General features: G+C 68.6%; 24 protein-coding genes. 18 read left to right on the top strand and 6 right to left on the bottom strand.

Annotated features, from left to right (window positions below):
• Positions 1-109: 109 nt before the first annotated feature.
• On the top strand, positions 110-628 hold the full coding sequence (locus tag KPB06_RS00445) for a DUF3455 domain-containing protein (RefSeq protein ID WP_099318020.1): 519 nt from the start codon (positions 110-112) through the stop codon (positions 626-628).
• Between the two features lie 121 nt (positions 629-749).
• Here KPB06_RS00445 and KPB06_RS00450 read toward each other — a convergent pair whose 3' ends face one another.
• The gene (locus KPB06_RS00450; RefSeq protein ID WP_099318021.1) at positions 750-1415 is read right to left on the bottom strand and encodes an O-methyltransferase; all 666 of its coding nucleotides are present in this window, start codon (positions 1413-1415) and stop codon (positions 750-752) included.
• 48 nt (positions 1416-1463) lie between these two features.
• On the opposite strand from KPB06_RS00450, the gene KPB06_RS00455 reads away from it, so the two are divergent.
• Complete coding sequence (locus KPB06_RS00455) at positions 1464-2141, top strand: TetR/AcrR family transcriptional regulator (protein WP_099318022.1); 678 nt, start codon at positions 1464-1466, stop codon at positions 2139-2141.
• Between the two features lie 450 nt (positions 2142-2591).
• On the top strand, positions 2592-3980 hold the full coding sequence (locus tag KPB06_RS00460; protein WP_059641498.1) for an NCS2 family permease: 1389 nt from the start codon (positions 2592-2594) through the stop codon (positions 3978-3980).
• A gap of 175 nt (positions 3981-4155) precedes the next feature.
• Here the strand turns inward: KPB06_RS00460 and KPB06_RS00465 are convergent, their stop codons facing one another.
• Positions 4156-4557, bottom strand: coding sequence for a CopD family protein (locus KPB06_RS00465; RefSeq protein WP_275905261.1), 402 nt, complete (start codon positions 4555-4557; stop codon positions 4156-4158).
• On the bottom strand, positions 4554-4862 hold the full coding sequence (locus tag KPB06_RS00470) for a DUF3817 domain-containing protein (RefSeq protein WP_275905262.1): 309 nt from the start codon (positions 4860-4862) through the stop codon (positions 4554-4556). Before KPB06_RS00470 ends, KPB06_RS00465 begins: the two co-directional genes overlap by 4 nt.
• 107 nt (positions 4863-4969) lie before the next feature.
• On the opposite strand from KPB06_RS00470, the gene KPB06_RS00475 reads away from it, so the two are divergent.
• The 4 genes from KPB06_RS00475 to KPB06_RS00490 all read left to right on the top strand — a co-directional run bounded on the left by KPB06_RS00475 (position 4970) and on the right by KPB06_RS00490 (position 9252).
• Positions 4970-5917, top strand: coding sequence for a GlxA family transcriptional regulator (locus KPB06_RS00475; protein WP_275905263.1), 948 nt, complete (start codon positions 4970-4972; stop codon positions 5915-5917).
• Positions 5918-5983: 66 nt separating this feature from the next.
• Entirely contained in the window at positions 5984-6904 is a 921-nt protein-coding gene (locus KPB06_RS00480) for a LysR family transcriptional regulator (RefSeq protein ID WP_059581952.1), read from the top strand.
• A gap of 226 nt (positions 6905-7130) precedes the next feature.
• Positions 7131-7913, top strand: coding sequence for an ABC transporter substrate-binding protein (locus tag KPB06_RS00485; RefSeq protein ID WP_059581949.1), 783 nt, complete (start codon positions 7131-7133; stop codon positions 7911-7913).
• A 223-nt stretch (positions 7914-8136) separates the two neighbouring features.
• Positions 8137-9252 (top strand): succinylglutamate desuccinylase/aspartoacylase family protein, encoded by a 1116-nt coding sequence (locus tag KPB06_RS00490; protein WP_059581947.1) that lies wholly within the window; start codon positions 8137-8139, stop codon positions 9250-9252.
• Positions 9253-9413: 161 nt separating this feature from the next.
• On the opposite strand, the gene KPB06_RS00495 is transcribed toward KPB06_RS00490, so the two are convergent.
• Positions 9414-10220 (bottom strand): MetQ/NlpA family ABC transporter substrate-binding protein, encoded by an 807-nt coding sequence (locus tag KPB06_RS00495; protein ID WP_059581944.1) that lies wholly within the window; start codon positions 10218-10220, stop codon positions 9414-9416.
• A gap of 309 nt (positions 10221-10529) precedes the next feature.
• Here KPB06_RS00495 and KPB06_RS00500 point away from each other — a divergent pair, with 309 nt between their 5' ends.
• From KPB06_RS00500 to KPB06_RS00545, 10 genes are all read left to right on the top strand, one after another.
• On the top strand, positions 10530-11687 hold the full coding sequence (locus KPB06_RS00500) for a porin (protein WP_060011256.1): 1158 nt from the start codon (positions 10530-10532) through the stop codon (positions 11685-11687).
• A gap of 206 nt (positions 11688-11893) precedes the next feature.
• Positions 11894-12154, top strand: coding sequence for a DUF2866 domain-containing protein (locus KPB06_RS00505; protein ID WP_011548992.1), 261 nt, complete (start codon positions 11894-11896; stop codon positions 12152-12154).
• A 124-nt stretch (positions 12155-12278) separates the two neighbouring features.
• Positions 12279-12662, top strand: coding sequence for a DUF6232 family protein (locus KPB06_RS00510; RefSeq protein WP_059581939.1), 384 nt, complete (start codon positions 12279-12281; stop codon positions 12660-12662).
• Between the two features lie 187 nt (positions 12663-12849).
• Positions 12850-13077 (top strand): hypothetical protein, encoded by a 228-nt coding sequence (locus KPB06_RS00515; protein ID WP_059581936.1) that lies wholly within the window; start codon positions 12850-12852, stop codon positions 13075-13077.
• Positions 13078-13322: 245 nt separating this feature from the next.
• On the top strand, positions 13323-15596 hold the full coding sequence (locus tag KPB06_RS00520) for a TonB-dependent hemoglobin/transferrin/lactoferrin family receptor (RefSeq protein ID WP_060011254.1): 2274 nt from the start codon (positions 13323-13325) through the stop codon (positions 15594-15596).
• A 49-nt stretch (positions 15597-15645) separates the two neighbouring features.
• Entirely contained in the window at positions 15646-16737 is a 1092-nt protein-coding gene (locus KPB06_RS00525; protein ID WP_060011252.1) for a hemin-degrading factor, read from the top strand.
• Positions 16734-17651, top strand: a complete 918-nt coding sequence (locus KPB06_RS00530) for a heme/hemin ABC transporter substrate-binding protein (protein WP_059581930.1) — start codon at positions 16734-16736, stop codon at positions 17649-17651. Before KPB06_RS00525 ends, KPB06_RS00530 begins: the two co-directional genes overlap by 4 nt.
• A gap of 15 nt (positions 17652-17666) precedes the next feature.
• Positions 17667-18755, top strand: a complete 1089-nt coding sequence (locus KPB06_RS00535; protein WP_060011250.1) for a FecCD family ABC transporter permease — start codon at positions 17667-17669, stop codon at positions 18753-18755.
• A 19-nt stretch (positions 18756-18774) separates the two neighbouring features.
• Positions 18775-19605, top strand: a complete 831-nt coding sequence (locus KPB06_RS00540; protein ID WP_059581923.1) for a heme ABC transporter ATP-binding protein — start codon at positions 18775-18777, stop codon at positions 19603-19605.
• A 105-nt stretch (positions 19606-19710) separates the two neighbouring features.
• A complete protein-coding gene (locus KPB06_RS00545) occupies positions 19711-20100 on the top strand; it encodes a VOC family protein (RefSeq protein ID WP_181035506.1) in 390 nt (129 codons plus the stop codon).
• 31 nt (positions 20101-20131) lie between these two features.
• Here KPB06_RS00545 and KPB06_RS00550 read toward each other — a convergent pair whose 3' ends face one another.
• Together KPB06_RS00550 and KPB06_RS00555 are read right to left on the bottom strand one after the other, a co-directional pair.
• The gene (locus KPB06_RS00550; protein ID WP_060011249.1) at positions 20132-20743 is read right to left on the bottom strand and encodes a trimeric intracellular cation channel family protein; all 612 of its coding nucleotides are present in this window, start codon (positions 20741-20743) and stop codon (positions 20132-20134) included.
• A gap of 8 nt (positions 20744-20751) precedes the next feature.
• Entirely contained in the window at positions 20752-22890 is a 2139-nt protein-coding gene (locus tag KPB06_RS00555; RefSeq protein ID WP_060011303.1) for a penicillin-binding protein 1A, read from the bottom strand.
• 244 nt (positions 22891-23134) lie between these two features.
• Here KPB06_RS00555 and KPB06_RS00560 point away from each other — a divergent pair, with 244 nt between their 5' ends.
• Complete coding sequence (locus tag KPB06_RS00560; protein ID WP_060011247.1) at positions 23135-23929, top strand: aminoglycoside phosphotransferase family protein; 795 nt, start codon at positions 23135-23137, stop codon at positions 23927-23929.
• Positions 23930-24244: the final 315 nt, after the last annotated feature.

Below are 24244 nucleotides of genomic sequence, written 5' to 3' on the forward strand. Positions count from 1 at the left end.
GACTATCGCCGCGATTGTCATTTCCGCATTGCAGCCTGTGCGATCGGCGTCTAACGTTGACGGGATCGACGTCGTACGACCGTCACCCGACCTGAAAGGACGCCCCGTCATGCCAAGCCGATCCCCGACACGCGACATGCTGCTGGCCCTTGCGGCCGGTCTTTCCCTGGCGGCTTTTACCGCGCCCGCACACGCCGACGAGGCTGCCGGCCTCGCGCCGCCGGCGCCGGCCACGCCGGTGCTGGCGACCACCGCGACCGGCGTGCAGATCTATTCGTGCGAATACGATGCCGACCACCGGCTCGCGTGGGCCTTCAAGCGCCCGGAGGCGACGTTGTTCGATGAAAGCGGCACGCTCGTCGTGCGGCACGGCGCGGGGCCGTCGTGGGAAGCGCTCGACGGCAGCCGCATTACCGGCAAGAAGCTCGCGGAAATGCCGAGCGCAAGCGCGGCCAGCGTTCCGCAACTGCTGCTCGCGGCGACGCCGGCCGCAACCGGCACGCTCGCCGGCGTGCGCTTCGTGCAGCGGCTCGACACGGCGGGCGGCACGCCGCCGGCCGCGACGTGCACGACCGAGCATGCGGTCGGCCGCTTCCCGTACTTCGCGCGCTACGTGTTCCTGAAGTGACGCACACGGCGGCGCAAGCGACGGGCATCATCCCGTCGCCTTTCGCCGCGCCTCCATTAATCAGGCATCCTATATTTGATACGGGGAAGCGTGAAATCGTCGACACCCTCGTTCCGCCCGGTCAGCGTGTCCGCATCGACAATTCGACGTCGCCGCCGAACGGCACCGACAGATAGCCGTTTTCCGGCGCGCGCACGTAGGCAAGATAGTCGGGGCTGTATTCCGCGTTGTCGGCCACGACGAATGCCCCCGCCCTGAGCCGCGGCTCGACCCGCGCGAGAATCTCCGGATACAGCGCCTTCGCCCCGTCGAGCAACAACAGGTCGACCGAATCCGGCAGACCGGCGGCCAGCGTGTGAAGCGCATCGCCTTCGCGAATCTCCACGAGATCGGCCAGTCCGGCTGCCGCCAGGTTGGCCTGCGCGCGTACGACCTTCGTCGGCTCGAATTCGCTCGTGATCAGCCGCCCGCCGCCGTTGTCGCGCAGCGCGGCCGCCAGATGCAGCGTCGAAATGCCGAACGACGTGCCGAATTCGACGATCGCCTTGGCATTGCCGCTGCGCGCGAGCATGTACAGCAGCGTGCCCGTCTCGCGCGACACGGGAAGCGGGTAATCCTTCAGGCGCGCATACAGATCGGCGTAATCCGTCTTGCTGCGCATCAGCCGCGCTTGCTCGTCGCGCGACACGTCGGCAAACGCCGGGCTCGTCGCGGGCGACGACGCGTCGGCTTCGTCGAACAGGCGCGCCAGCAACGAAGCCAGCGGGTCGAGCATCAGGGTGGTCATGCGAATCTCCGGTATCGGGTTGAGTGCGTCGTTGCACCCGACTAGAATATGACGAACCATTCAGGTTTTACTATTCGCATTGGCAAACCGCTCATGACCGACCGCCGAAACGCCCCGATCGCCACGCGCAAGCTGCCTCGGCAGGCGCGCTCGACCCGTCTCGTCGAGGACGTCCTGCAGGCGGCTATTCAGGTTTTGGCGAGCGAGGGCGCGCAGCGCTTCACGATGGCGCGCGTCGCGGAGCGGGCCGGCGTGAGCGTCGGCTCGCTGTACCAGTACTTCCCGAACAAGGCGTCCGTGCTGTTCCGGCTCCAGCACGACGAGTGGCGGCAAACGCACGACATGCTGTGCGGGATCCTGCAGGACACTCGGAAGACGCCGCCCGAGCGCGTGCGCGCCGCCGTCCACGCGTTCATCCGTTCGGAATGCGACGAGGCGCCGATGCGGATCGCTCTCGACGACGCCGCCCCGCTCTATCGCGACGCCCCCGAGGCGCGGGCAGTGAAGGCCGAGGGCAACCGGGTGTTCACCGCGTTCATGCGCGAAGCGCTGCCCGACGTGCCCGACGCCACGCATGCGCTCGCGTGCGAACTGATCCTGACGACGCTCACGACGGGCGGCAAGGCGTTCTCCGAAACCGCGCGCACCTCGGCGGAAATCGACGCGTACTCGGACGCGATGGCCGACATGTTCTGCGCGTATCTCGCCCATCTCGCGCGCAGCTGAGGCCCGCTTCGGTACGGAAGCAGCGCATGCGCGCTGGCCTTCCGGGCCGCCCTGAAAGTCATTCGTAATACCCAACGCCCCGCCCGCCGCCCCCGCATTCAAATAGTCGCCTTAACGGATTCGAACTAGGCGTATACACGCGTGTCGGCGCGGCGGAGCCCCGTCGCACGCCGATATAAGCGCTGCGACATGCGCTGCATGCTCGTCCCCCGATGGGACGTGATGGGCGGCTCGCCTAACCTTCGCTACGGCAAGGCACACGCGACGGGGTCGACCACGGCACGCGTCGTCCGACGCGACACCCTCGCGATCGTTTCGATTCGAGCGTAACGACACGCATCGCGCGTCGTTCGTCCCCACGACGTTGCCGAACAATCCCAACCAGATACGAGACACCCTGACGACGGTTCGCAACGGGCCGTTTCAGCATGCTGATAAAGGAGCAAGCTCATGAGTGATACCCCGGTGCAGCCGACGGTCGGCGTCGGCGCGGAAGAAACTGACTTCGGCGCCCAGGGAGTCATCGACCGCTATTTCGGCATTTCGTCGCGCGGCAGCACGCAGCGCCGCGAGATCATTGCCGGCGTGACCACGTTCCTCGCGATGGTCTATTCCGTGTTCGTCGTGCCCGGCATGTTCGGCAAGGCCGGTTTCGACACGAGCGCCGTGTTCGTCGCGGTGTGCGTCACCACCGCGTTCGGCTCGCTGCTGATGGGCCTGTGGGCGAAGCTGCCGATCGCGATCGGCTGCGCGATCTCGCTGACCGCGTTCACCGCGTTCGGCCTCGTGCTCGGCAAGGGGCTGCCTCCGACGGTCGCGCTCGGCGCCGTGTTTCTGATGGGCCTCGTGTTCACCGGCATCTCGATCACCGGCGTGCGTTCGTGGATCCTGCGCAACCTGCCCGCGGGCGTCGCGCACGGCACGGGCATCGGCATCGGCCTGTTCCTGCTGCTGATCGCGTCGAACGACGTCGGCCTCGTGATCAAGAACCCGGGCGCCGGCCTGCCGGTCTCGCTCGGCCAGATCACCGCGTTCCCGGTCATCATGTCGGTCATCGGGCTCGCCGCGATCTTCGGCCTCGAAAAGCGCCGCGTGCCGGGCGGCATCCTGCTCGTCGTGATCGCGATCTCGGTGTTCGGCCTGATCTTCGATCCGGGCGTGAAGTACCGCGGCATCTTCGCGCTGCCGTCGCTGAGCGCGCCGGGCCACGCATCGCTGATCGGCGCGATGGACATCAAGGGCGCGCTGTCGATGGCCGTGCTGCCGAGCGTGCTCGCGCTGGTGATGACCGCCGTGTTCGACGCGACCGGCACGATCCGCGCGGTCGCGGGCCAGGCCGGCCAGCTCGACGAGAACGGCCGCATCATCAACGGCGGCCGTGCGCTGACCGCCGATTCGGTCAGCTCGATCTTCTCCGGCTTCCTCGGCGGCGCGCCGGCGGCCGCCTACATCGAGTCGAGCGTCGGCGTGGCCGCCGGCGCGAAGACGGGGCTCGCGGCCGCCGTGGTCGGCCTGCTGTTCCTCGTCGTGATGTTCTTCTCGCCGCTCGCGGGCCTCGTGCCGTCGTATGCGACGGCGCCCGCGCTGATGTACGTCGGCCTGCTGATGCTCGGCAGCGTGAGCAAGCTGCACATGGACGACATGGTCGACGCGATGTCGGGCCTCGTGTGCGCGGTGTTCATCGTGCTGACCGCGAACATCGTGACGGGCATCATGCTCGGCTTCTCGACGCTCGTGATCGGCCGCCTCGCCAGCGGCGAATTCCGCAAGCTCAACGTCGGCACCGTGCTGATCGCGGCCGTGCTCGTCACGTTCTATCTCGGCGGCTGGGCCATCTGAGCACACGCCATGCGCGACGTCGCCGGCACGAAGGCGGCGCGCATCGGGACGAGATCGTCTCCTCCACCATCGTCGTCGATGGTCTGCCGGCCTGGGAACGCGAGTTTCCAGGCTTTTTTTGCCGGTGCGGCGCGGCATGACGCCCGTCGCGAAAACGGCGCGCTCCCCCGCCCCGTCAGAACGGCTTGATCACGGCCAGCCCGACGACGAGCGCCATCGCGACGATCACCGCGCCCGCCGTCCGCCCGAGCCACGGCGCCGGCACGACGACGAGATCGTCGCGCTCCATGCGCCGCAGCGTGCCGGCCAGGATTCCGTGCAGCACCGACAGCGCGCCGACGAGCGCGAGCTTCGCCGACAGCCACGCGGCGCCGAACCAGTGACCGCCCAACGCGAGCGCGATGCCGGCGATCCAGACGATCGCGAGCGCGGGCGCCGTCACCGTGCGATCCCAGCGCCGCACCGCGCGATGCACGGCGAGGTTCGCGATACGGACCGCGACGGACGACAGCAGCAGCCCGCCGACGAACGTGACGACGGCGACCAGATGCACGGCCTTCAGCACCAGGTAAATCATCGCGCGTGCCGCCTGCGCGCGATCCAGCCGGCGCTCGCCAGCCCCGCGAACGGCACGACGGCCGACAGCACGAGCCGCGCGACCTCGCCCTTGCTCCACAACCCGCTCGACGCGGTGCCGACCACCGCCCACACGTACATCGCGAACGCGATGCCGTGAACCGGGCCCATGACCGATACCGCAACCGGATAGCCGGCCAGATGCTTGAGCGGCACAGCCACGCACACCAGCACGACGAGCGTGGTCGCCTCCAGCAGCGACAGGTATTGCAGGTTCCGCAACGCGTTGCGATCGTCTTGTTTCATCGGCAGGGCTCCAGGTGGGTCCGTCGCGATTGTCGCGTGTGGTGCCGGTTCGAGCCATTGGCTAGAATGACATCTTTCAACGGATTCTGGCCACGGCCGCGAACGCCATGCACACGGTCGCCGTTCTTGCCTTGCCCGATGTCGTCCCGTTCGATCTGGGCGTCGCCTGCGACACGTTCGCGCGCGTGCGGGCACCCGACGTCGCGCCCGCGTACCGGGTACGCGTGTGCAGCGAGCAGCCGCGCGTCGGCGGCGAGCTGTTCGAGCTGCGCCCGCCGTTTCGCCTCGATGCACTGGCCGACGCCGATACGATCATGGTCCCCGGCACGTCGGTGCCGCTCGCGCCCACGTCGCGCCGCGTGCTCGATGCGCTGCGCGCGGCGGCCGCGCGCGGGCGCCGGATCGCGTCGATCTGCAGCGGCGCGTTCGTGCTCGCGGAGGCCGGGCTGCTCGACGGCCTGCGCGCGACGACGCACTGGCTCGCGGCCGCCGAACTCGCGCGCCGCTACCCGAACGTCGACGTCGATGCGAACGTGCTGTTCGTCGACAACGGCCGGATCCTGACCTCGGCCGGCGCGGCGGCCGGTCTCGATCTGTGCCTGCACATGATCCAGGCCGACTATGGCGCGGCCGTCGCCGTCGACGCGGCCCGCAGCGCGGTGGCGCCGCGCGTGCGCGAAGGCGGGCAGGCGCAGTTCATCGCGCCCGAATGGCCGGCCGGCGGCGACGGGCTGCACGACCTGATGGACTGGCTGCACGCGAACCTGCGCCAGCCGCTGACGCTCGACGCGATCGCGCGCAAGGCGTCGACCAGCGTGCGCACGCTGACGCGGCGCTTCCAGGAGCAGACGGGCACGTCGCCCGGGCAATGGCTGCAGACCGCGCGCGTCAGGCATGCACAGCAGTTGCTGGAGATGACCGAACTGTCGATCGAACATGTGGCGACGGAAGCCGGGTTCGGTTCGGTCACCGCGTTTCGCGAGCGCTTCTCACGCATCGTCGGCACGTCGCCGCAGCGCTATCGGCAGGCGTTCCGCGCACGCGCCGACGCGTGACGTGCATCCGGATCGCCGCCTGAATCCGAACCCGCCGCCCCCTTTTGCGCCAACCGGACCCGACCGATGACCCGCATCCGCAATCCCCTGAACATCGCGCAGCTCCAGGCGTTCGTCTCCGCCGCGCACCTGAAGAGCCTGCGCGCCGCCGCGCGCGAGCTCGGCGTCACGCAGCCGGCGATCACGCACACGATCCGCGAGCTCGAAACGGCGCTCAACGCGGAGTTGCTCGCGCGCAGCGTGCGCGGCGTCGAGCTGACCGCGTGCGGCGAGGCGCTGCTGCCGCGCGCCGAGCAGTTGCTCGGCGACGTCCGCCGCACGGTCGAGGCCGTCGAGCAGGTGAAAGGCGAGATGTCGGGCCGCGTCGCGGTCGGCACGATGCCGTCGATCGCGCTGACGGCGTTGCCGCACGCGGTGACGGCGTTCCGCGAGTCGATGCCGAACGTCAGCCTGCATCTGGAGGAAGTGACGGTGCCCGATGCGCTCGCGCAGTTGCGCAACGGCACGCTCGACATCGCTGCAATGCACCATGTGCCCGCGCTCGACCGCGATTTCACGCAATTGCCGCTGCTGTCGACCGAATTCACGATCGTGATGCGCGACGGCCACCCGCTCGCGCAGGCGCGCCGGTTAGAGGAATTGCTCGACGCGGAGTGGATCGTCACCGTCGGCGCCGAGCAGTTCCCGCACAGCGTGATGGTCGGGATGTTCGAGGCGCACGGGCTGCCGCTGCCCAAACGCCTGCTGCGCTCGCCGATGTCGTTCGCGGTGACGCTCGGGCTCGTCGCGCGCTCGGACGTGATCGGCTGCTTCACGCGCCCGCTCGCCGCGATGGTCGCGCCGCTCGGCATCCGCACGGCCGAACTCGACGAAAGCATGCCGCGCTTCGACCTGTCGATCATCGCGCGGCGCGACCTGCTGCCCACGCCCGCCGTGTCGCACTTCGTCACGTGCCTGCAGCGCGCGGTCAACGAAACGCTCGGCTGAATCGTTCCTGTGTGTGAAACGGCGGTGCGTCCGACGCGCCGCCGCCGGGCCCGGTATCGGGGCTTGTCCTAGGCGCCCCGCCGGTATTTTGTCTTGATAATCTTGCGCACGTCGCGCGCCCCCATCGGGCGGGCGAAACGGACTGTCCGACGCGAAGCCGCGACGGGCCGAAGGCTTACGGCGCGGCACAACCGCGCACCCATCGAACAAAACGAGGAGTCACCGAGTGAAAAAGATTCTTGCGGCTGTGACCGTGGCCCTGCTCGCCGTATCGGCCGGCAGTGCATACGCGAAGGACTGGTCGACCGTGCGGTTCGGCGTCGACGCAAGCTACCCGCCTTTCGAATCGAAAGGCGCCGACGGCAAGGTGGTCGGCTTCGACGTGGATCTCGGCAACGAGATCTGCCGCCGCATCAACGCGAAGTGCGTGTGGATCGAGAACGACTTCGACGGGATGATCCCGGCGCTGAAGGCCCGCAAGTTCGACGGCGTGCTGTCGTCGATGTCGATGACGCCGGCGCGCGCCGAACAGATCGCGTTCTCGTCGAAGCTGTTCAACACGCCGACGCGCCTCGTCACGAAGAAGGGCGCGAACCTGCAGCCGACGGCCGAATCGCTGAAGGGCAAGTCGGTCGGCGTCGAGCAGGGCACGATCCAGGAAACCTATGCGAAGACGTACTGGGCGTCGAAGGGCGTGAACGTCGTGCCTTACCAGAACCAGGACCAGGTCTACGCCGACCTGATCTCCGGCCGTCTGGACGGCGCGCTGCAGGACGCGGTGCAAGCCGAGATCGGCTTCCTGAAGACGCCGCGCGGCGCGAACTTCGACTTCGCCGGCAAGGATCTCGACGATCCGAAGACGCTCGGCAACGGCGCCGGCATTGGCCTGCGCAAGGAAGACACCGACCTGAAGGCGAAGATCGACGGCGCGATCGCCGGCATGCGCAAGGACGGCACGTACGACAAGATCGCGAAGAAGTACTTCGATTTCGACGTCTACGGCAAGTAATCCGGCCGACCGACGCGCGATTCGGCGCGACACCGACGGGCTCCGCAAGGAGCCCGTTTTTTTGCGCGCGGCGCGGACGACGTTATTTTTTCCGCGCCAACCCGATGATTCTCAACGGGAAACCGGATGTTCCGGCGCCGGTTTGGTGGGGGCGAGGAAGGCAACGTACAATCGATCTTCCACGCACACGGATCATTCGCGGCTGCGCCGCACTCCCCTCATCATGCAAACGCAGACCCATCCGCTGATTTCCCCCGCCGTCGGCACCGAACGCCAGATCACCAGCTTCCACTACGGCCCGCGCGGCGGCAAGAAGGTCTACATCCAGTCGTCGCTGCACGCGGACGAGCTGCCCGGCATGCTGGTCGCCACGCTGCTGCGCCGCAAGATCGCCGCGCTCGAGACGGCCGGCAAGCTGCGCGGCGAAATCGTCATCGTGCCCGTGCCCAATCCGATCGGCCTGTCGCAACACGTGTTCGGCGATCATCTCGGCCGCTTCGAGCTCGGCTCGATGCAGAACTTCAACCGCAATTTCTACGATCTCGCGGCGCTCGTGCTGCCGCGCGTGGAAGACCGCCTCACGAACGACGCGCAGCGCAATCTCGCCGTCGTGCGCACCGCGATGCGCGAAGCGCTCGACGAGCAGAAGCCGCGCACCGAACTCGACTCGCAGCGCCTCGCGCTGCAGAAGCTGTCGTTCGACGCCGATATCGTGCTCGACCTGCACTGCGACAGCGATGCGGTGATGCACCTCTACACGAATCCCGATCTCTGGCCGGACGTCGAGCCGCTGGCGCGTTATCTCGATGCCAAGGCGTCGCTGCTCGCGCTAAATTCGGTCGGCAACCCGTTCGACGAAATCCACAGCTTCTGCTGGTCGGATCTGCGCAACCGCTTCGGCGACCGCTTCCCGATCCCGAACGGCGCGATTTCCGTCACGGTGGAACTGCGCAGCGAACGCGACGTGTCGTACGAGTTCGCCGAAAAGGATGCCCAGGCGATCGTCGAATACCTGACCGAGCGCGGCGTCGTCGAAGGCACGCCGGCACCGCTGCCGCCGCTCGCGCATCCGGCCACGCCGCTCGCGGGCACCGATCCGCTCGTCGCGCCCGTGTCGGGCGTGATCGTGTTCCGTACGCCGGTCGGCGTGATGATCGAGGCCGGCCAGGCCGTGGCCGACATCGTCGATCCGCTGACCGATCGCGTCGTCACGCTGAAGAGCAGCGTGTCGGGCGTGCTGTACGCGCGCCAGGTCGTGCGCTTCGCGACGGCCGGCATGGAAGTCGCGCGCATCGCCGGCGCGACCGCGATCCGCACCGGCTCGCTGCTGTCGGCCTGAGCCGAGTGTCCGGCCCGCCCGCCGGGCCGGGCAGGGCCGCGGCGCGCATGCGCACCATCCGCATCCACCAATGAAATCGCCCGCTTGCGCGGGCGATTGGCTTTCCGGAGCGCGCGTCGGCGGCCGATACCGCGCCGCCGGCCGCCATACGCGAAGGCCGCTCAGAACGCCGGCACGATCGCGCCGCCGAACTTCTGGTCGATGAACTTGCGCACGTCGTTCGATTCATAGGCCGCGACGAGCTTCTTCACCCACGGCTTGTCCTTGTCCTGCGCGCGCACCGCGATCAGGTTCGCGTACGGCCCGCGCAGATCCTCGATCGCGATCGCGTCCTTCACCGGCGTGAGCCCCGCCTTCACCGCGTAGTCGGTGTTGATCGACGCGGCGTCGAGATCGGGCAGCGCGCGCGGCAGTTGCGCGGCGTCGAGTTCGACGATCCTGATCTTCTTCGGATTCTCCGCGACGTCGAGCGGCGTCGCGTTCACGCCGTTCGTGCCGGCGCCGGCCTTCAGCTTGATCACGCCGTACTTCTGCAACAGCAACAGCGCGCGGTTGCCGTTCGACGGATCGTTCTGGATTCCGACCTTCGCGCCGACCGGCAGATCCTTCAGCGACTTGAGCTTCTTCGAATAGAAGCCCATCGGCGCGGTGTAGGTCAGTCCGACGTTGACGATCTTGTAGCCGCGCTGCTTGATCTGGCTGTCGAGGAACGGCTGGTGCTGGAAGCCGTTCGCATCGAGATCGCCGGCATCGAGCGCCGCGTTCGGCTGCACGTAGTCGTTGAATTCGATCACCTTGATCGCAAGGCCTTCGCGCGCGGCGACCTTCGTCACCTCGGTCCAGATTTGCGCGTCGGGGCCGCTCATCGTGCCGATCTTCAGCGTTTGCGGGTCGGCGTGCGCGCCGGGCGCGGCGAATGCCAGCGCGGCGGCGAGTGCGCCGAGGCCGGTCAGGATCGAACGTCGCATGGGTGTCCTCTTTGTCCCGTGTCGTGTGTTGGAGGACGGATCGTGGCACGGGGCGCGAACGCCGCAAACCAAGCTTATTTCATGTGCATATTCCGGATCGGGATCGAATCTCAGCCGAAATCGGTATAACCCGCGCCAGGCAACCCGGGCAGAATTCCGTGTCGCATCGGCACCACACATTCGTCATATGACAGTCGCTGTCATATTCATTACGTGGCCCGCCGATAAAGTTGCGCCGGTCCGTGAGAGCGCCCGCAGAGAGCGCCGGAACCGCAACTGGACACGCCATTCATTCGCTCGGAGAATCCTTTGAACAAGAAACTGTTGACCATCGCCGCCCTCGCAGCAACGGCCGGCACGGCGCACGCACAAAGCAGCGTGACCCTGTACGGCGTCATCGATGCCGGTATCAGCTACGTGAACCACAGCAAGACCGCTACCGGCAGCGGCAAGCTGTTCAAGTACGACGACGGCGTGGCCCAGGGCAGCCGTTGGGGCCTGCGCGGCACCGAGGACCTCGGTGGCGGCCTGAAGGCGATCTTCGTGCTCGAAAACGGCTTCAACAGCGGCAACGGCACGATCGGCCAGGGCGGCGCGATCTTCGGCCGTCAAGCGTACGTCGGCCTGAGCCAGGCGCAATACGGCACGGTCACGTTCGGCCGCCAGTACTCGTTCTCGACCGACATCCTCGGTTCGAACTACTCGACGGGCGGCAACACGGTCGCGGGCAACTACGCGTACCACGTGAACGACATCGACCAGCTCACGTCGAGCCGCATCAACAACGCGGTGAAGTTCCAGAGCGCGAACTACGCCGGCTTCACGTTCGGCGCGTTGTACGGCTTCTCGAACTCGACCGACTTCGCCGGCGCACCGTCGACGACGACGGGCACCACGACGACGCCCGGTTCGTCGCGCGCATACAGCTTCGGCCTGAACTACGCGAACGGCCCGTTCGCCCTCGGCGCGGCATACACGGACATCCGCTTCCCGAGCCAGTCGACGCCGGCCTTCTCGACGTCGATCGCGAACATCGCGCTGACGAACATCCGCGACCTGCGCACGTACGGCGTCGGCGGCCGCTACGTCTTCGGCCCGGCAACGGCATGGCTGCTCTGGACGCGCACGCAGTTCACCCCGATCGCGGTCGGCGCATCGGGCACGTTCTACAACGCATACGAAGCAGGCGTGAAGTATGCGTTCACGCCGGCGCTGTCGGCGGCAGCGGGCTACACGTACACGAACGCGACGCAAAGCGGCAGCTCGGCGCACTGGAACCAGGGCAACGTGGGCCTCGACTACGCGCTGAGCAAGCGCACGGACGTGTATGGCCTGGTGATCTACCAGAAGGCGTCGGGCAACAACGTGCAGGCGCAGATCGGTTCGAGCACGAGCTACTTCAACACGTCGGGCACGGGTTCGTCGAACCAGCTGGCCGCTCGCGTCGGTATCCGTCACAAGTTCTAAAGCATCCGCTTAACTCGCGGATCACGACGGCAAGAAGCGCCCCGCTCCACGCGGGGCGCTTTTTTATGGGCTTTTAAGTTTCGCTTAATTCTGGGCTGAGACGATGCTCTCACCCCCCCTGTTGGCCGCCTGAGCATCGGCGGCTTTTTTTTTAAACGCCGACGGCGCCGCCATCGATTGCCCACAAGACAGGATCGGAGGCCATGATGATCGAAGATACCGTTTTCAGCCATCTGCACGCGATTCTCACGTGCCAACACTCGCTGCCGGTCCAGAGCTGCCGCGTCTCGGTTGAAATGCAGCGCCCCTGGGGCCGCCCGTATCGCCTCGTCGAATGGACGATGCATCTCGACGCGCCCGCGCGGCGCCAGATCGTGCCGGCCGAATCGACCGACGAAGAAATCGCCGAGGTCGTCGCGTCGCACGTGCCGGGCCGGCTTTACGGCGACGGCCGGCTACAGTTCTGAGCACGTTTCCGTTCCCCCGGCCCCCCGTCTGTCGGCCGCGCCGCGCGCATCGTGCGGCAGTCGGTCTCGTTTGACGCGGCAACGAAACCTGCTACGCTGCGCGTTTTCGTCCACGCAACACATGATGGAAAACGCATTCAACGAACGTGGCGTCATGGTCACGCGCAACGGCCTGTCGGCCGCCGGGCAGGTATTCGCACTGCGTGACATCCGCCACGTCGACGTCGTCAAGATTCCGAAGAACCGTCTCGTGCCGTCGCTGATCTCGCTGATCGGCGCGGCCATCGCCATCGCGGGCGGCATCGGCGCATCGAGCGCCGCGCTCGTGGTCGGCGTGATGCTCGCCGTCGTCGGCTATCTCGCCTGGACCACGCAGGACGTCACCTACCGCCTGATGGTCGAGATGCCCGACGGCAAGCGCGAAGCGCTGTCGAGCATCGACGCCGAGTTCGTCGAACGTGTCGCGCAGGTCGTGCGCGATGCGCGGTCCGCCACCACGGCCGGCTGATTTTCCTCGCATTCGCTTGCGTGCCGGTTCCCGCCGGCCGCACGCACGCGGCGAATGTCGGCTCGCGCGGCGTTCGCGCGGAATCGCGTGCCGGCCGCCGGCACGCACGCACCTCGCCTCCACCTCCGCCGCCGAGCGCCTAGTATGGAAAGAGCGGCTCGCCGCCGCATCGTCCGAGGAGGCCAGCATGAACGCTCAATCGCTGTCCGGCATGCTTCGCGCGCAGGAACTGCTGATCGTGTCGATGATCCGTGCGCTTCCCCCTGACGCACGCCGTACGCTCGTCGAGCTCTACACCGACCAGATCGCGTTCGCCGAACAGGCCGGTATCGAAAGCCACGGCGATCGCGCAACGCACGACGCGTTCGTCGCGCACGCGCGCAACCTGCTGATTCGCGTCGAAGCGCTGGCTTAGCGCGCGTTCGCGCCCCGGTTTCTCCCAAATTTCCGACCCGAGCTCGGCCGAGCCGCGCAGGCGAGCGCTCACTCGCGTGAGCCGCTTTGCGTCCTTGTATTGATAATCATTCTCATTTACACTGTTAAGGTTGTCAGTTGCCTTTCAAATCGCCGTTTGCCGCATGCCGCGCGCAAACGGGCCAGCCAGGTGAACGCGTCACCCAGCCAGCCTTCGGGCTTGTTATCGTCAATGGGAGACCACCTGTGCATTGCTCCATGCTGGCGCGGCGGCCGATCCGTGCCGCGCTGTTCGGCGCGTTCGGCCTATCCGCCGCCACGGCTTACGCCGATTCGTCGCCGCAAGGCGTCACGCCGCCTTCCGCCGTCCTGACCGCCGCTGCCGCATCCGCGCGCGGCGATGCGGCGCTGCTCGACCCCGTCACCGTCACGGCCACCCGCACCGCCACCGCGGCGAGCCGCACGGCGGCGTCCGTGTCGGTGATCACCGACGACGATCTCGAAGAGCAGCAGGCCACCAACATCAAGGACGCGCTGCGCTACGAACCGGGTATCACCGTGCGCCGCACCGCGTACCGGCCCGGCAGCGCCGCGCTCGGCGGCGGCCGCGACGGCGATTCGAGCATCAACATCCGCGGCCTCGAAGGCAATCGCGTGCTGTTGATGGAAGACGGCATCCGCCTGCCGAACGCGTTCTCGTTCGGCCCGCTCGAAGCCGGCCGCGGCGACTACGCCGATCTCGACACGCTCAAGCGCATCGAGATCCTGCGCGGGCCGGCGTCGGCGCTCTACGGCAGCGACGGCCTGACCGGCGCGGTGAATTTCATCACGAAGGACCCGCGCGACCTGCTGTCCGTCTACAACAAGCCTTACTACTTCTCGTTCCGGCCGAGCTACGACTCGACCGACCGCAGCATCGGCGCGACCGTGTCGGCCGCGGGCGGCAACGACCGCATCCAGGGGATGATCATCGCCGACGGCCGGCGCGGCCACGAGGTCGACACGCGCGGCGGCAACAACTCGGCGAGCACGCTGCGCACGACGTCGAACCCGCAGGACGTGTATTCGGAATCGCTGCTCGGCAAGCTCGTGCTGACGCCCACCACGCGCGACACGATCAAGTTCACCGCCGAAACGGTGCAGCGGCGCGTGAGCACCGACGTGCTGTCGGCGATCAATGCGCCGGCCACGCTCGGCCTCACGACGCACGACCGGCTCGAGCGCAATCGCTTCAGCGTCGATTACGACTTCCGCGACGATGCATTCCGCTGGTTCCAGACCGCGCACGTGCAGTTCTACTACCAGGACGCGAAGCAGGACCAGTACGCGTTCGAGACGCGCGGCAGGCAGCCCTCGCGTTCGCGCGACAACCAGTACAAGGAACGTACGTTCGGCGGCTCCGCGTTCGCCGAAAGCGGCTTCGCGACCGGCCCGCTCGCGCACAAGCTGCTCTACGGCGTGGACGGCAGCCTGTCGCGCGTGACGAACCTGCGCGACGGCACGGTGCCGGGCGTCGGCGAAGCGTTCCCGAACAAGGCGTTTCCCGACACCGACTACACGCTGTTCGGCGCGTTCGTGCAGGACCAGATCGGCTACGGCCGCCTGCTCGTCACGCCGGGCCTGCGCTTCGACACGTACCGGTTGAGCCCCACCGAAAACGATCCGCTGTTCACCGGCAAGGCCGTGTCGACGAGCGCGAACGAACTGTCGCCGCGCGTCGCCGTGCTTTACGAGATCACGCCCGCGGTCATTCCGTACGTGCAGTACGCGCACGGCTTCCGCGCGCCGACGCCCGACCAGGTGAACAGCAGCTTCTCGAACCCCGTGTACGGCTACACGTCGATCGGCAATCCGAACCTGAAGCCCGAGACCAGCGACACGTTCGAAGCCGGCCTGCGCGGCAAGGCCGGCGCCGGCTACGGCGTCGTGCGCTACAGCGCGGCCGCGTTCACCGGCCGCTACCGCAACTTCATCTCGCGCACGACGATCGCCGGCAGCGGCCGGCCGGTCGACCCGTTCGTGTTCCAGTACGTGAACTTCGCCGATGCGCGCATCCACGGCCTCGAAGGCCGCGCCGAATGGGCGATGCCGAACGGCATCACGCTGAAGACGGCGATGGCCTTCACGAAGGGCTCGACGCAGAACGACGGCGCCGCCAGCCAGCCGCTGAACACCGTGAACCCGTTCTCGGCCGTGTTCGGCGTGCGGTATGAACCGGGCGAACGCTGGTTCGTGCAGACCGACCTGCTGTTCCAGGCCGCCAAACGCGACAAGGACGTCGACAAATCCGACTGTTCGAACAAGGCGTGCTTCACGCCGCCGTCGTCGTTCGTCGTCGACCTGCGCGGCGGCTACCGCTTCAACAAGCACGTGAGCGCGACGATCGGCATCCGCAACCTGTTCGACCGCAAGTACTGGAACTGGTCGGACGTGCGCGGCATCGCGGCCGATTCGCAAGTGCTCGACGCGTATTCGTCGCCCGGCCGCACGGTCGCCGTCAGCATGAAAGTGGATTTCTGATGCGCGTTGCCCGCGCACCCACCCCAACCGTTACTCGAAGGAGTCCGACATGATGCATTCCGCCCTTCCCGGTCAGCCGGCCACGTCGGCCCGCGCGGTCGCCGCGCTGCGCGATGCGTTCATCAAGCTCAAGACCGAGCGCCAGTTGCGCAACCGCGACGTCGCGCAGGCGCTCGGCGTCAGCGAAGGCGAGGCGCTCGGCGCGTTCGTCGGCGAGCACGTCGTGCGGCTCGACGCGCGCTTCCCGGCGATGTTCGAGGAAATGCCGCGCCTCGGCCGCGTGATGGCGCTCACGCGCAACGACACGGCCGTGCATGAAAAGGATGGCGAATATGCGCAGATGAGCCACGACGGCCCGGTCGGCCTCGCGCTCGGCGACATCGACCTGCGCATCTTCTATCGTCACTGGGTGTCGGCATTCGCGGTGCGCGACGAGACCGCGCACGGCCCGCTGAAAAGCCTGCAGTTCTTCGATGCGCAGGGCCATGCGATCCACAAGGTCTATCTGCGCGCGCACAGCGATCACGCGGCGTACGACGCATTCGTCGAACGGTGGCGCGCACCGTCGCAGAAGCCGGGCCTCGAGGTCACGCCCGCCGCGCCGAAAACGCCCGAGCGCGCCGATAGCGAGATCGACGTCGCGGGCTTTCGCGCCGCGTGGGATGCGATGACCGACACGCACCAGTTCTTCGGCCTCACGCAGCGCTTCGGCGTGAGCCGCCTGCAGGCCCTGCGTCTCGCCGATCCGCAATACGCGTATCCGGTCGAATCCGCGCATGCGTTGCGCCACGTGCTCGAACAGGCCGCGAAGAGCGGCCAGCCGATCATGGTGTTCGTCGGCAATGCGGGAATGATCCAGATCCATACGGGCCCCGTCGCGAACGTGCGCGAGGTCGGCGCGTGGATCAACGTCCTCGATCCGGGCTTCAACCTTCATGTACGCGAGGACCTGATCGCCGCCGCATGGGTCGTGAAGAAGCCGACGAGCGACGGCATCGTCACGTCGCTCGAGCTGTTCGACCGGCAGGGCGAGCACGTCGCGCTGCTGTTCGGCGAGCGCAAGCCCGGCAAGGTCGAGCGCGACGACTGGCGCTCGCTCGTCGCGACGCTACCGGCGGCCGCACGCGGGGCCGCGCGGTGAGCGCGCGGCCGTTCGATCCGCGCCGCCGGTCGCTGCTGGCCGGCGCGGCGGCCGGTGCGCTCGCCGGCGCGCTGCCCGGCGGCGTGCTCGCCCAGGTCGCGGCCGCCGCCCCGAAGCGCGTGATCGTGATCGGCGGCGCGCTCGCGGAGACCGCATTCGCGCTCGGCGGCGCCGAGACGCCGCGTTACCGGCTCGTCGGCGCCGACACGACCTGCACGTATCCCGACGCCGCGAAGCGCCTACCGAAGGTCGGCTACCAGCGCGCGCTGTCGGCCGAGGGGCTGCTGTCGCTGCGGCCCGATCTCGTGCTGGCCTCGGCGGAAGCCGGCCCGCCGACGGCGATCGCGCAGGTGAAAGGCGCGGGCGTCGCGGTGACGACGTTCGACGAGCGCCACGACGTCGAATCGGTGCGCGCGAAGATCACCGGCGTCGCGCAAGCGCTCGACGTGCGCGACGCCGGCACCGTGCTGCTGCAGCGTTTCGATCGCGACTGGCAGGCCGCGCGCGACGCGGTCGCCGCGCGCGTGCCCGGCGGCGCGCAGCCGCCGCGCGTGCTGTTCGTGCTGAACCATACCGGCGCGCAAGCGCTCGTCGCGGGCCAGCGCACGGCCGCCGACGCGATGATCCGCTATGCGGGCGCGCGCAACGCGATGCAGGGCTTCGATCACTACAAGCCGCTGACCACCGAGGCGCTCGCGGCGGCCGCGCCCGACGTCGTGCTGATCACCGACGAAGGACTGGCGGCCGTCGGCGGTCACGCCGCGTTGCTCGCGACGCCCGGGTTCGGCGCGACGCCGGCCGGCCGCGCGCGGCGCGTCGTGTCGCTCGACGCGCTGTTCCTGCTCGGCTTCGGCCCGCGCCTGCCGCTCGCCGTCACGACCCTGCATCGACGCCTGTCCGATGCGCTCGCCTGATTCCGGATCGACCCGATGCCCGCTCACGCTTCGCCCTTCAACGCACCGAGGCGCGCCGCGCGCACCGGCGCCGCGCGCCTCGGCACGTCGCGCCGCTTCGCGCCGGTCGTCCTGGCCGCGCTCGCCGTTCTGGTGGCCGCGATGTCCGTCGTCGCGCTGTGCGTCGGCGCGTACCGCATTCCGCTGGCGCAAGCCTGGGCCGCGCTGAGCGGCGACGCGGCCGCACAGCAGGCGCGCGCGGTGCTGCTCGACATCCGCGCGCCGCGCGTCGCGCTCGCGCTGCTGGTCGGCGGCGGCTTCGGCGCGACCGGCGCCGCGATGCAGGCGCTGTTCCGTAATCCGCTCGCCGATCCGGGGCTCGTCGGCGTGTCGAGCGGCGCCGCGCTCGGCGCGACCACGCTGATCGTGCTCGGGCCCGCGCTCTTCGCCGCGCACGCGAGCGCGGCCGCGCTGCCGGTCGCCGCGTTCGCGGGCGGGCTCGCGGTCGCGGCGCTCGTCTACCGGCTGGCCGCGTCGCGCGGCCGGCTCGCACTGCCGCTGCTGCTGCTCGCCGGCATCGCGATCAATGCGCTGGCCGGCGCGGCGATCGGGCTGCTCACGTTCGTCGCCGACGACGCCCAGCTGCGTTCGCTGACCTTCTGGAGCCTCGGCAGCCTCGGCGGCGCGCAATGGACGACGCTGGCGGCCGTCGCGCCATGCGTCGCGCTCGGCTGCGGGCTGCTCGTGCGCGAACGCGACGCGCTGAACGCGCTGCAGCTCGGCGAAACCGAAGCGCTGCATCTCGGCGTGCCGGTGCAGCGGCTGAAGCGGCGTGTGCTCGTCGCGGTCGCGCTGGCGGTCGGCGCGCTCGTGTCTTGCGCGGGCGTCATCGGCTTCATCGGGCTCGTCGCGCCGCATTGCGTGCGGCTCGCGTGCGGCCCCGACCAGCGCATCGTGCTGCCCGGCGCCGCGTTGCTCGGCGCGTTGCTGACGCTCGCGGCCGATCTCGCCGCGCGCACCGTCGCCGCGCCCGCCGACATTCCGCTCGGCGTGCTGACCGCGCTGCTCGGCGCGCCGTTCTTCCTCGTGCTGCTGTGGAAGAACCGCGGCGCGCTCGGCGGGTAATCCCTTCATCACGACGACCATGCTGACTGCCCACCACCTCGACGTCGCCCGCCGGCACGATACGATCCTGCGCGACCTGTCGCTGTCGATCGAACCCGGCCGCGTGACCGCGCTGCTCGGGCGCAACGGCGCCGGCAAGAGCACGCTGCTGAAAACCTTCGCCGGCGAGCTGACCGGCAGCATCGCACCGAACGGCGTGCGCGTGACGGGCGACGTCACGCTGAACGGCGAACCGCTCGCGCGCATCGACGCGCCGCGGCTCGCGTGCCTGCGCGCGGTGCTGCCGCAGGCCGCGCAGCCGGCGTTCCCGTTCAGCGTCGACGAAATCGTGCTGCTCGGCCGCTATCCGCATGCGCGGCGCGGCGGCGCGCGCCACGTGATCGCGCATCGCGATCGCGACATCGCGTGGCGCGCGCTCGAACGCGCGGGCGCCGACGCGCTCGTCGGCCGCGACGTCACGACGCTGTCGGGCGGTGAACTCGCGCGCGTGCAGTTCGCCCGCGTCCTCGCGCAGCTGTGGCCGGACCACGACGCGATGGAAACCGGCCCGCGTTACCTGCTGCTCGACGAACCGACCGCCGCGCTCGACCTCGCGCACCAGCACCGCCTGCTCGATACCGTGCGCGCCGTCGCGCGCGAATGGCGGCTCGGCGTGCTCGCGATCGTCCACGATCCGAACCTCGCCGCGCGGCATGCGGATACGATCGCGATGCTCGCCGACGGCACGATCGTCGCGCATGGCGCACCACGCGACGTGATGACGCCGGCCCATATCGCGCGGTGCTACGGCTTCGCGGTGAAGATGGTGGAAACCGGCGACGGAACGCCGCCGGTGATGGTGCCCGCGTAGCGCGGGCGTGTGTCGCATGATCGTTGCGTCGCTCGATGTCGTACGCCACCGTGGGCGGCCGCATTGTCTCGAGACCTTTCGTTTCTCCCCTTCCAGGAGACCCCCGTGCCGCTGCCGATGACCCGCATCATCCTGTACGTCCGTGACGTCGCGTTGCTGAAGGCGTTCTATCAACGGCATTTCGCGCTGCCCGTCATCGAGGAAATCGACGGCGAATGGGCCGTGCTCGATGCAGGCGCGATCGAACTCGCGCTGCATCGGGCCGGGCCGGCGTTTCGCCACGCGGCCGCATCGGCAAGCGCAAATGCGAATGCCGCCGCCAGCAACGTGAAACTCGTATTCAGGATCGACGCCGATATCGCCGCGTATCGCGACCGGCTCGCCGGCCACGGCGTGACCGTGCGCGATCTCAAGCGCTATGACGGCTTCCCGTACCGAATGCTCGACGGCGTCGATCCGGAAGGGAACGTCTTTCAGGTGATGCAGCCGGACTGAATGCCGGCGCGGCAGGCACCGGCGCGTGCGCTCAATGCTCGACGTCCGCCGCGCCGAAGGTCCGCATCTTCCAGCCGAGCCGCACCGCGAGCATCCGCATCGAGAAGCCGGCCGCCAGCGCGACGAGCGTCGCGAACCCCGCGTCGATGCCGAGAGACTGCATCCCGACATACAGCGTGCCCGTGACGAACGCGACGCTCGCATACAGCTCCTCGCGCAGGATCAGCGGCATCTCGTTGCAGAGCAAATCGCGCAGCATCCCGCCGCACACGCCCGTGATCGCGCCGGCCAGCACGACGATGATCGGCGCCGTGCCGGCCGACGCGCCGATGTCGCAGCCGATGATCGTGAACGCCGCGAGGCCGATCGCATCGACGGTGACGAACAGCGCCCTCATCCGCGCGACATGGCGTGCCGCCCACGACGCGACGGTCGCCGCGACGAGCGTGATCACCAGGTATTCGGGATGCGCGATCCAGCCGAGCGGATAGTGGCCGAGCAGCACGTCGCGCACCGTGCCGCCGCCGAGCGCCGTCACCGCGCCGACGAGCGCGAGCCCGAAGCGGTCCATTCCGCGGCGCATGCCCATCAGCGCCCCCGACATCGCTTCCGCGACGATCGCAATCAAGTAGAGCGTATGCATCGCGCGCGTCAGTCGTCGGTCCGGAACAGGTCGAGCACGCGTTCGCGCTCGGCCGCATCGACGGCGGCGGGCATCGGTTCGTCGCGCTTGCCGTGGTCGGCCCGCGCACCCAACGCATCCGGCGCATCGACGGCCGCCGCGCCGCCGCATGCGAAGCGGCTGCGGATATACGCCGGCACGTCGGCCGTGCACGTACCGCGCGTGTATTCGGCGTAGACGAAATCGCCGTCGACGAGCACGACGTCCTGCGGCGGCGTCGCATCGACCGGCGTGCGCCCGTCGACGGCCGTCTTCATGTAGTCGAGCCAGACCGGCAGCGCGAGCGTCGCGCCGGTCGCGCGCCCCATCGGGCGCGGCGTGTCGTAGCCGAGCCATGCGACCGCGACGATGCCCGACGAGTAGCCCACGAACCATACGTCCTTCGACCCGTTCGACGTGCCCGTCTTGCCGGCCGCGTCGTCGCGCCGCAGCGCGAGCGCGCCGCGCGCGGTGCCGGCCCGCACGACGTCGCGCAGCATGCTGTCCATCACGAACGCATTGCGCGCCGACACGACGCGCTCGCCCGCCGGCACGGTCGCCTCGTACATCGCGCCGCCGTGGCGCTGCTTCACCGACAGGATCAGGCGCGGCTCCATCCGCGTGCCGCCGTTCGCGAACACACTGTACGCGCTCGCGAGTTCGAGCGGCGTCACGGCGCCCGCGCCGAGCGCGAGCGGCAGCGACGCCGGATTGCGCTGCGCGTCGAAGCCGAAGCGCACCGCGTGCTGCTGCACGTAGCGCGCGTCGGTGGCCTGCATCAGGCTGACCGCGACGAGGTTCTTCGAGCGCACGAGCCCGCGCCGCACCGGAATGAAGCCCTCGTAGTGGTTGGCGAAATTACGCGGACGCCACGGCCGCGCGCCGGTTTCCGCATGCGTGAGCGTGCGCTGCGTATCGTCGACGAGCACGCCGGGGAAGTAGCCCTTCTCCAGCGCCGCCGAATAGACGAACGGCTTGAAGCTCGACCCCGGCTGGCGATACGCCTGCAACGCATGGTCGAACACGTTGCGATTGAAATCCGCGCCGCCCACCAGCGCGAGCATGTCGCCGGTAGCCGCATCGAGCGACACGAGCGCGCCTTCGAGCCCGTTGCGCGTATCGCGCTTCGCGCGCGCCTGACGGCTCAGCGTGCGCTCGAGCGCGGCTTCGGCCGCGCGCTGGTCGCGCATCGAGATCGTCGTCGTCACGTCGAGGCCCAGCGTGTACGCATCGTCATGAAACCGCTCGACCATCATCCGGCGCGCCCGCTCCGCGACGTACGGCGCGGCGACGATGCCGGGCGGCGGCGTGGTCGCGAGCGCGATCGGCGCGTCGACGGCCGCGCGATACGCCGCATCGTCGAGCTGGCCGAGCGCATGCATGCGGCCGAGCACGTAATTGCGCCGCGCGGTCGCGCGCGCCGGGTTGACGACCGGGTTGAACGCGGACGGCGCCTTGGGCAGCCCGGCGAGCACGGCCGCCTCGCCGGCGCTCAGCGCGTCGAGCGGCTTGCCGAAGTACACGTGCGCGGCGGCCGCGAAGCCATACGCGCGCTCGCCCAGATAGATCTCGTTCATGTACAGCTCGAGCAGCTTGTCCTTGCTGTATTCGCGTTCGAGCTTGGCCGCCATCAGGATCTCGGCGAGCTTTCGGCTCAGCACCTTGTCGCGCGTCAGGTAGAAGTTCCGCGCGACCTGCATCGTGATCGTGCTGCCGCCCTGTCCCGGCTGCCCCGTGACGACGTTCGCGAACGTCGCGCGCGCGAGGCCGCCGATATCGACGGGGCCGTGCTCGTAGAACTTCGCGTCCTCGGCCGCGAGCAGCGCATGGCGCATCAGCAGCGGGATGCGTTCGAGCGGCACGAACTCGCGCCGCTCGACGCCGTATTCGGCCAGCAGGTCGCCGTCGCGCGAGAAGATCCGCAGCGGCAGCGCGGGACGATAGACGGCCAGGTGTTCGACGGACGGCAACTGCGTCCAGATGCGATCGATCGTCCACGCGCCGATGCCCGCGCACGTGAGCGTCAGGCCGAGCAGCGCGCCCGCGAGCGTGCGCCATACGCGGCGGCGGCGCGGCGGTGCGGTTGGCGGCGCGGGCGGTGGCGGCGGGTGGGCGGTGGGATCGGTCATGTCGGGCTCCTTCTTCAATGCCGCGACGGCCGGCGCGCGGGCGGCGCGCCGATCGGTCACGAAAGGCGCGCATTGTCGAAGGGATGGCGCGAAACCGGAACATTCTTTAGCCAAAGTTTGGCTGGCTAAATTTTATTTAGGAAAGCGCTTTGGAGGTCGCTCGGACCGTGCATGCGGGTTTGCGGCATGCCGTTGCGGTCACGTGTGCCGGGCGCGCGAGCCGGTTCGCTTGTACCATCGTCGGATGTTCGATCGATATCTCGACCTGTGGGGCCTCGTTCCCGACGGCGGCCCGATCCTGACCGCGAGCGGCGGCCTGCTGCCGGTCGTCTGGCACGCGCGGCCCGCGATGCTGAAAGTCGCGACGTGCGACGAAGAGCGGCGCGGCAATGCGCTGATGGCCTGGTGGAACGGGCAAGGCGCCGCGCAGGTGTGGCAGCACGACGGCGACGCGATCCTGCTCGAGCGCGCGCAGCCGACGCCGACGCTCGCCGCGTTGTCGGCCGCGGGCCACGACGACGACACGATGCGCATCGCGTGCGACGTCGTCGCGCGGCTGCATGCGCATCGTGCGCCGCAGGTGCCGCGAGTGGTGCCGCTGCATGACTGGTTTTACGCGCTGCTGTCGAACGATGTCGATAACGACGCGCTGCGCGGCTCGGCGACGGCCGCTCGCCAGTTGCTCGCCGAGCCTTCCGTCGACGAAGTCGTGCTGCACGGCGACATTCACCACGACAACATTCTTCATTTCGGCGATCGCGGCTGGCGCGCGATCGACCCGAAAGGGCTGCGCGGCGAGCGCACGTTCGATTACGCGAACCTGTTCTGTAATCCTGCGCATGACATCGCGGTCGATCCGGTGCGTTTCGAGCGGCGTGTCGTGGTCGTGGCGGATGCCGCGCAGCTTGACTCGCGCCGGCTGCTGCAATGGATTCTCGCGTGGGTCGGGCTGTCGGCCGTGTGGTTGATGGAAGACGGCCAGCCGCCCGACACGCGGCTGCAGGTTGCGATGCTTGCGACGAGAGCGCTCGGGCTGTAGCGATACGCATCGGCCATGAAAACAGCTCATCGCGGATTTCCGCAGGAAAGCTGCGAAGACCACCGGTATTCGGCCAGGAACGGCTACTCGACCTCAGCGCCTGAATCGTCGACAATCGGCGTCAGGCTGATAAAGGCGTGAATCGGGTTGCATTGCCACTTCACCGGGGGCGCATGTCGTAAGCTTGCGGGTCGCATGATGTCTCGTGCATACGGCGGCTCGCGGCTCGCCGTTCGAGACAATCGTTGCGTCAGAAGCGGCAAGAGGTAGGCAAGATGCAACGATTTCTGCTTTCAATGCGGAGGCGGGCTCTGG

Origin of the sequence: Burkholderia semiarida (assembly GCF_029268935.1) — a bacterium.
Classification (GTDB): domain Bacteria; phylum Pseudomonadota; class Gammaproteobacteria; order Burkholderiales; family Burkholderiaceae; genus Burkholderia; species Burkholderia semiarida.